An 8653-nucleotide genomic window follows, 5' to 3' on the forward strand; every position below is an offset into this window, starting at 1 on the left:
GATCCCCTTTTAGAACAACAAGTCTGATTTTCCCTTGAGCAGTCTGGCTCCTCCGACGATCATCAGAATACCGGACACAATACCGGCTACCAGGACTACGATTCCCAGAGCCAGATTGCCTGCTCCAATCACAGACATTAATTTATATGTTTTTTCGTTGTTCATGAAACTTACTCCTTTTCAGAACCTACTGTTTTGCACCATACTGTTCATAGTATGCATCGATAGCAGCCTTTAATGTATCATCAATGATAACTTTTCCCTTATACGGACGGTTGTAGAGATATTCTACCACATCAGCCATGGTCACGATCGCATTAGTCTCAAATCCGTACAGATCATGTACTTCATCAAGTGCGCATTTTACGCCGCCCTTTCCAATTTCCATACGGTCCAGAGATACCATCAGTCCCACGATCGTCACATCTGCTGCACCCTTTACCTTCGGAACGGTCTCTTCCATGGATTTACCGGAAGTAGTTACATCCTCGATCATGACTACACGGTCACCGTCTTTTAATTTGCTGCCAAGGAAGCTTCCCTTGTCTGCACCGTGGTCTTTCTCCTCTTTTCTGTCTGAGCAGTAGCGGATCTCTTTTCCGTACAGCTCGCTGTATGCGATTGCAGTCACAACACTCAACGGAATTCCCTTGTAAGCCGGTCCGAATAATACATCAAAATCATCACCATATCTGTCATGGATCGCTTTTGCGTAGTACTCGCCCAGTCTCTTTAACTGAGAACCGGTCACATAAGCTCCTGCATTCATGAAGAACGGGGATTTTCTTCCGCTTTTCAGAGTAAACTCTCCAAATTTCAGCACATCGCTGTCTACCATAAATTCTATAAATTCCTGTTTATACTGTTCCATCTTCCTGTAACCTCCTTATCTCACAGCACCGATCAGGTCGCGGATATCCTCCACCTGATACCGTCTCATATAATTCTCGATTCCTTCTGCCACTTCTTTCGCTGCATAAGGATTTGCAAAATTCGCTGTTCCCACAGATACTGCCGTGGCTCCTGCCAGAATAAACTCCAGTGCATCGTCCGCATTGGTGATACCACCCATTCCGATGATCGGGATATTTACCGCCTGGGCTGTCTGATAGACCATCCGGACAGCCACCGGCTTCACAGCAGGACCGGACATGCCTCCGGTCTTGTTGGCAATGGCAAATGTCCTTCTATGGATATCGATCTTCATACCGGTCAGTGTATTGATCATGGAGAGAGCATCGGCTCCACCAGCTTCTGCCGCCTTTGCCATAACAGTAATATCTGTTACATTGGGACTTAATTTCATGATCACCGGCTGTTTTGCACGTTTTTTCACCTGCTCTGTAATATGCTGCAGTGCTTTAGGATCCTGGCCAAATGCGATACCGCCTTCTTTGACGTTGGGGCAGGATACATTGATCTCCAGCATATCCACCGGCTCATCTGCCAGACGCTCCACAACCTCGCAGTAATCCTCTTCACTCTTGCCACACACATTGACAATGATCTTTGTATCATATTTTTTCAGAAACGGAATATCTCTCTTTACAAACACATCAATTCCCGGATTCTGGAGACCGATGGCATTGAGCATGCCACTTCTGGTCTCTGCGATCCTCGGAGTCGGATTGCCCGGCCACGGCACATTGGCAACTCCCTTGGTCACCACTGCACCAAGAGCTCCCAGATCGTAAAATTCACTGAATTCTGCACCGGATCCAAAGGTACCTGAAGCTGTCATAACCGGATTCTTCAGTTCCACTCCGGCAATCGTCACTTTTGTATTCATTACAGCTCCACCTCCGTGCTTAAAAATACCGGTCCATCTTTGCAGACACGCTTATTGTGTACCTGAGAATGTTCATCCTTCTCTTTGGACTGACAAACACAGGCAAGACAAGCACCGATTCCACAGGCCATACGCTCTTCCATGGAAAGATAGCACTCGATTCCCTTTTCCTCTGCATAGGCTTTGATGGCACGAAGCATAGGCTTTGGCCCGCAGGCATAGATCACATCGGCTTCAATTCCCTGCTCACGAACAGCATCCAATACATTTCCCTTTGTTCCCGCACTGCCATCTTCTGTTGCCACATAAAAAGCTCCGGAAGCACCCAGCTCCTCTGTCAGGAACAGTTCATCTCTGTATCCTGCTATTGTCTGCACCTGCGTACAACCATTCGCTTTCAATGTCTTTCCCAGCTGTACCATAGGTGGCACACCGATTCCTCCACCCATAAGAAGGGGCTTTTCCCCTTTCAGTGGAAATCCATTTCCCATAGGTCCAATGATCTCCAGCTGGTCCCCTTTTGTCAGATGTGAAAATTCATCCGTTCCTTCTCCTACTACACGGTAGACCAGACGAAGCTTTCCGTTCTCTTTATCTGCTTCACAGATACTGATCGGGCGTGGAAGCATACGGCTCTTGTCCTTGCTGTACACAGATACGAACTGACCTGGAACTGCCTCCTTCGCAATGCTCTCTGTCTCCAGCCAGAGACTGAAGATTCCTGAAGCGATCTCTGTCTGTTCAGCTACAACTGCAAATTCTCTGCTCTTCATATCTGTCCTCTCTTCTGAAGTTTATTTCGCTGCAGTCAGCGCACCCTGAATATCTGCGATCATTGCCTCTACCGCTGCACGGGAAGCGTCTCCGAAGTTCTCTGCACCAAATTTTGCATAAGCTTCCTGCTTGTAAGCAGCAATGATTCCTCTGGAAGAGTTTACAATAGCTCCCAGTCCATCCTCATTGAAGAAATGAACCAGATCCTTGCCTTTTCCGCCCTGTGCACCGTAACCCGGCACCAGAATAAAGGATTTCGGCATAACTTTACGAAGGATCTCGCCCTGCTCCGGATAGGTTGCTCCTACTACAGCTCCAACATAGCTGTATCCACTCTCTCCCATATGCTCTTCTCCCCACTGGGCTACCTTCTCTCCCACCAGCTCATAGAGCGGCTTTCCATCGATCTTCTGATCCTGGAACTCTCCACTGGACGGATTGGAGGTCTTCACAAGAATGAAAAGACCTTTGTTCTCCTGCTTGCATACATCGATAAACGGCTTCACGCCATCAGATCCCAGATACGGATTGACGGTTGCAAAATCCTCGTCAAATCCTGCATAAGTCTTGCTTCCTACCTGTACTTTTCCCAGATGTCCCACTGCATAAGCTGCTGATGTAGATCCGATATCACCTCTTTTAATATCTCCGATCACCACAAGATCCTTGGATTTACAGTAGTCTACTGTCTTCTTATATGCCTTCAGTCCCTCGATACCGAACTGCTCGTACATGGCGATCTGCGGCTTTACTGCCGGGATCAGATCATAGGTCTTGTCTACGATTTCTTTATTAAACTGCCAGATAGCCTCTGCCGCCCCTTCCAGAGTCTCGCCATACTCTGCGAATGCCTTTTTCTGGATGTGCTCCGGCACATAGGAAAGCATCGGATCAAGTCCTACAACAATCGGTGCTTTTGTCTTCTGAATCTTGTTGATCAGCTTATTAATCATGAGATATCTCCTTTTTCTGCTTGTTTTCTGGGCTTTGCCCATTTTCTGGGTATAAGTTTAGCATATGTGGACAGGTATTTCAACGTAATCGCGTTCTAAAAACTTAAGTTTTGCTTAAGATGTCCGGCAAAAATTGACATGAAATATACAGTCCGTTATACTGAATCTATCAATTACCACTGGAGGGAAAGAGTATGAGTTATGCAAATGCTATTATTGGACTGGGAGTTGGAATTGCAGCAGTTATCCTTATTATTGCAATCGCCTGCTATGTGATTTTTTCTTACGCACACATGAAGGCATTGAAGGCATTGGGATATGATAAGGCATGGCTTGCATGGATTCCGTATGGCTGCACTTTTGCATGTGCAGATGCGGCAGCAAAAGATGAAGACCCGGTAGAATTGTTCGGAAGCTTCACTGTCCCGGCACTTCTGTTCAAACTGTGGTGGATCCTGCTTCTGGTACTTGGATTCCTGCCGTTCCCGGGATGGCTTTCCAATGTCCTGAATATTGCATTGAATATTGTATTTATGGGATCGATTTACGCAAAAATGTTTGCAGAGCTGGATGGCAAGACAGAAAGCGAAGAGCAGGTGCTTGGATGTGTGTCCGGATTCCTGCCGATCGTTGCAGTATTCAAATTCTTATGCATGAAATAAATCATTACCAGATGAAAGGAGCTGTCGTAAGATGTGATTACGGCAGCTCCTTTTTTCTGTGTTATTTTTCCGAACACAAAAATTCCAGGCCGGACAACCTGGAATCTTTGCGTTGAAATGTATATAACTACTAAGGGGATAGAGAAAAGCAAAACGAAAAAAAAGACAGTACCGGGCTTCGGTGCTATCTCCATTGATAACTTTTCGTTTTAGGCTTCCAGGAGTTTTCCTCCTGTTGAGTCCTATTATACGTTTTAAGGCTTGAAAGTCAACGCTTTTTCAAATTTCCATATTTCTTTTATCAACTCTGATTTTCGCCAAAAAAATTTTAGATTTCTGTGCAAAAAAGGAGCCCTCCTGCAACTGGAAGGGCCTTAAAAAGGGAGGATGCCGAGTGCTGCTCACTCGGCATATTATGAAAAAGTTTTATTTAAAGTATTTAACTAGCTGTCTTTCTTTTGATGATTTTATTATATGCAACAATCGTGAAGGAATCATGATAAGTTCGTTAACCTTTTTTGAAAGATAAATGAACAAATTATGAACAGCCTAAAACCTTCTCCAACTCCTCTACCACAATCCGCAATGCCTTGATCCGGGCATATTTTTTGTCTGTGGATTCCAGAATATGCCACGGAGCATAGACTGTGCTGGTCTTCTGGATCATCTCATTGACTGCGGTCTCGTACTGATCCCACTTGTCTCGGTTTCTCCAGTCTTCGTCCGTGATCTTCCACTGTTTTTCCGGTGTATTCTGGCGATCTGTAAAGCGGGCAAGCTGCGTTTCCTTATCAATCTGCACCCAGAATTTGATCAGCACAGCACCCCAATCCTGCAATTCCTTTTCGAATTCGTTGATCTCGTTGTACGCACGCATCCAGTCATTTTCACTGCAGAATCCCTCCAGCCGTTCCACCATCACCCGACCGTACCAGGTACGGTCAAAGATTGCAATATGCCCGGTCTTAGGAAGTCTTGTCCAGAATCTCCACAGATAATGTCTTGCCTTCTCATGAGGCTCCGGACTGGCAATTGGATGCACTTCATATCCACGCGGATCCAAAGCACCGGTGATCCTCTTGATATTTCCTCCCTTGCCTGCTGCATCCCAGCCTTCATAGGCGATGATCACGGGAACTTTCTTGCGATACAGACGGTTATGCAGTTCTCTCAGCCGTGCCTGCAGCCGATCCAGTTCTTCCTTATAAGTATTGTCATCCAGTTCCTTATCAAGCGGGATCTCTGAAAGCTTCGGCATCTGCGTCATGGGAAATACATTCTGAAGAAGCGGCACCGCCAGTGCCTGATTGCTCAGTGCAATGTCGATCCCCTGAGTCAGATATTCCAGCACCTGCAGCTCTGTCCATTTTCTGGACTCCGCATCGATCATATACCAGGGTGCTGATGACAGACTGGTGTCTTTCATAAATGATAAATAAGCTTCCTGACATTTTTTATAATGTTTATGCTGCCATACATCCCGTTTGCTGATCCTCCAGGAAGTATCTGCTTTTTTCTCCAGGACTTCCATCCGTTTTTCCTGCTCTTTTTCTGAAATATGCAGGAAGAATTTCATGACCAGATATCCGTTATCTGTAAGCTGACGTTCAAATCTGCGAACACTTTCAATCCGGTCTGCATATGTCTTTTCCGTCAGATCACCAGAGAGCTTCTCCTGTACAGTCTCATCCATCCAGCCTGAATCAAAAAATGCGAACTTTCCAGCTTCCGGAAGTCTCTTAAAATACCGGTAGAGAAATGGCTTTCTCTTTTCCTCTTCGGTCTTCTTTTCCAATGACTCCACATTGAAAAAGCGGGGATCTATGTTCTGGATCACACGGCCAATGCAGTTTCCTTTTCCTGCAGTTCCCCATCCTTCCATCAACACCAGAACCGGAAGCTTCTTCTCTTTGAGCAGCATCTGCTGACGAGCCAGCTTCTCCCGCACCGTCTGCAGACGATCTTTCAGTTCTTCCGTTCCAGGACATTCTGTCGGTTCCCACATTTTCATTTTAATACCCCCTTACTCTTTTATTCTTTCACGTTGATCTATTTTCCATACCTGATCTTTTTTCGCTTTTTCCAAACAGTAAGAATCTCAACGGTTTCACATAATCAATGATATAGATCAATGCCCCTGTGATCACACTCATAGCCACAAATGCTGCTGCCGCATATAAAAGCCCTTCTACGCTCCAGAACGCATATGCGGTCTTGTCCGGATTCAACACTGTCGCAAACTGATAATGAATCACATAGATCTCCAGTGTATAAGTACCAAGCTTTGAAAGCTTTCTCTTAAGCTCACAGGTTTTCCAGTCCAATACCATACGGATCAGCCAGAAACAGCCCAGAAACGAAGCAGCCGTCTGCACTCCCAGCATCCCAATTCCGGTCACAGTCACCAGATCAAGCATCACGACCATCACCAGAAATACAACAGCGCAAAGTCCTGCGATCCACCGCTGCATGGAAGCCGGTGCATATGTTTCCACAAATTCCCGGTGTCTTCCCACAAAATATGCTACCGTATAATAAGGCAGATAAATGATCAGAATAGAAGGACTTAAAAATGTGACTCCAGCAAGATAAGACACTAATATCACACAACAGCCTGTCAGCCAGACAGCCCAGAAGGCAATCTCTTTTTCCGTAACTGTCTCAAGAAGCTGTGCCGTATAACACAGTACGGTAAATAAAAATAATGCCATCAGAAACCATAATCCATAGTCCAGCTGAAACAGGACTGTACGTAATGCCTGGGGCACATATGTCATATGCTGCACCACCAGCCAGGAGAAGAACGGAAGCAGATAAGCCACTGCCCGTCTGCCGATCTTTTTTCTATATTGTTCCAGATTGGTAATCTTCTTTCCTGTTCCTGCCAGATACCCGCTGATCAGGAAAAACATTGGCATCTGAATGGATTTTATTACATCATAAAGGTACGGATCTGTCATATGATTGTGTACCTGCACATGGCCGAACATGACCAGCAGGATCGCAATTCCTTTCAGACAATCCAGGGATTCATTTCTCTCTTTCATACAATCTCCATTTACATATCATTCTGTTTTTAGTTTAGCACACCAATTGTCACGGGGCAAGGAATGTGTTACACTGTAACCGCTTGTTGAGACCATACTTTCAAGAAATGGAGATTACCTATGATAAACTTTTTACGGCGTACCCCGTTATATCCTGTGCTGGCCGGTATCTATCCACGCCTCCACAATTTCTATATCTGGCTGGTGTGGCAGATCTGCTATCTGCTGCCCGTGGATCAGCACAAGATTGTATTCAGCAATTTCAACGGCGGTGGATTTGGCGACAATGCCCGCTACATTGCTGAGGAATGCATCCGCAGAAAGATTCCTTATAAGCTGTACTGGGTCTGCAGTAATCCTGCACTTCCTTTCCCAAAGGAGCTGAACCTTGTTCCTCCGAACACAGCAGCTTTTGTATACCATATGGCAACTGCCGGCTGCTGGGTAGATACCACCAGAAAGCTTTACTATTTTAAGAAGAAAAAGAATCAGACCTACATCCACACCTGGCACGCAGGTCCTGGTCTCAAAAAGATCGAACGTGATGCCGGAAGCGGACTTACAGATAAATATGTCCGCTATGCGCAGCGTGATTCCAAAGCCATCGACCTTCTGTTATCCAACTGCCGCTTCTGGACCCAGTGCTTCCGCAGCTGCTTCTGGTATGACGGTCCGATCATGGAGAAAGGTCTTCCAAAAAATGATCTGTATTTTCAGGATCAGGAGCCACTCCGCCGCATGATCCGGGAATATTATGGTCTTCCCATGGATGCAAAGATCGTGCTCTATGTGCCGACCTGGAGAGAAAACAGGAAATTACATGTGTATCATCTTGATTTTGAAAAGTGTCTGGAAGCTTTCACCACACGCTTCGGCGGTGACTGGTATATGCTGGTTCGCATGCATCCCAATGTAAATGCAGCGGATTTTGATATTCATTATACAGACCGTATCCTGAATGCATCTCCCTATCCCAACTCCCAGGAGCTTCTGGCTGCCGGTGATGTGGTCATTACTGACTACTCTTCCTGTGGCTTTGATTATATCCAGCTGGATCGTCCTTCTTTCCTGTATGCAGAGGATTACGATCAGATGAAGCGTGACAAAGGTTACTACCTGGAATTATCCGACCTGCCTACACCGGTTGCATTTAACAATGCTCAGATGCTCAAAAATATTCTGGACTATTCAGAAGAAGAATATGAACAGAAACGAGAAGTGTTCATGCAGAAAATGCAATATTATGATGATGGCCATGCCTCAGAGGCTGTTGTCGATTATATTCTGGAACATACGAAATGATAGAAAAAGGGGCTGTAAAAAAACTCCCCTGACAGAAAAATCGCCCAGGCCGTGAGGTCTGAGCGATTTTTTGGTATAATTAATTATGCTACTAAATAACAATACCAATGGTAATTATACTATGCG

The 8653-nt window shown here is 45.5% G+C and carries 9 protein-coding genes; 2 read left to right on the plus strand and 7 right to left on the minus strand.

Features of this window, described 5'->3' with window-relative positions; genetic code table 11:
- Positions 1 to 9: 9 nt before the first annotated feature.
- From WMO62_RS04280 to pyrF, 5 genes are read right to left on the minus strand one after another with little or no spacing between them, the layout of a single operon-like run.
- Entirely contained in the window at positions 10 to 165 is a 156-nt protein-coding gene (locus tag WMO62_RS04280; RefSeq protein WP_178755258.1) for a hypothetical protein, read from the minus strand.
- Positions 166 to 187: 22 nt separating this feature from the next.
- Complete coding sequence (gene pyrE / locus WMO62_RS04285) at positions 188 to 871, minus strand: orotate phosphoribosyltransferase (RefSeq protein ID WP_349143913.1); 684 nt, start codon at positions 869 to 871, stop codon at positions 188 to 190.
- Positions 872 to 886: 15 nt separating this feature from the next.
- Positions 887 to 1789 carry a dihydroorotate dehydrogenase gene (locus WMO62_RS04290; RefSeq protein ID WP_117500078.1) on the minus strand — a complete coding sequence of 301 codons (903 nt, stop codon included), beginning with the start codon at positions 1787 to 1789 and terminating at the stop codon, positions 887 to 889.
- A complete protein-coding gene (locus WMO62_RS04295) occupies positions 1789 to 2562 on the minus strand; it encodes a dihydroorotate dehydrogenase electron transfer subunit (RefSeq protein WP_118759923.1) in 774 nt (257 codons plus the stop codon). Before WMO62_RS04295 ends, WMO62_RS04290 begins: the two co-directional genes overlap by 1 nt.
- Positions 2563 to 2583: 21 nt before the next feature.
- Positions 2584 to 3516, minus strand: coding sequence for an orotidine-5'-phosphate decarboxylase (pyrF, locus tag WMO62_RS04300; RefSeq protein WP_118438221.1), 933 nt, complete (start codon positions 3514 to 3516; stop codon positions 2584 to 2586).
- 194 nt (positions 3517 to 3710) lie between these two features.
- Here pyrF and WMO62_RS04305 point away from each other — a divergent pair, with 194 nt between their 5' ends.
- On the plus strand, positions 3711 to 4178 hold the full coding sequence (locus WMO62_RS04305) for a hypothetical protein (RefSeq protein ID WP_118438222.1): 468 nt from the start codon (positions 3711 to 3713) through the stop codon (positions 4176 to 4178).
- Between the two features lie 538 nt (positions 4179 to 4716).
- On the opposite strand, the gene pap is transcribed toward WMO62_RS04305, so the two are convergent.
- Together pap and WMO62_RS04315 are read right to left on the minus strand one after the other, a co-directional pair.
- On the minus strand, positions 4717 to 6189 hold the full coding sequence (pap, locus tag WMO62_RS04310) for a polyphosphate:AMP phosphotransferase (protein WP_349143914.1): 1473 nt from the start codon (positions 6187 to 6189) through the stop codon (positions 4717 to 4719).
- A 28-nt stretch (positions 6190 to 6217) separates the two neighbouring features.
- On the minus strand, positions 6218 to 7225 hold the full coding sequence (locus WMO62_RS04315) for an acyltransferase family protein (RefSeq protein ID WP_349143915.1): 1008 nt from the start codon (positions 7223 to 7225) through the stop codon (positions 6218 to 6220).
- Between the two features lie 120 nt (positions 7226 to 7345).
- Between WMO62_RS04315 and WMO62_RS04320 the strand changes: the two genes are divergently transcribed.
- A complete protein-coding gene (locus WMO62_RS04320) occupies positions 7346 to 8527 on the plus strand; it encodes a CDP-glycerol glycerophosphotransferase family protein (protein ID WP_349143916.1) in 1182 nt (393 codons plus the stop codon).
- Positions 8528 to 8653: the final 126 nt, after the last annotated feature.

The organism is Hominiventricola aquisgranensis, assembly GCF_040096225.1.
Taxonomy (GTDB): Bacteria; Bacillota; Clostridia; order Lachnospirales; family Lachnospiraceae; genus Hominiventricola; species Hominiventricola aquisgranensis.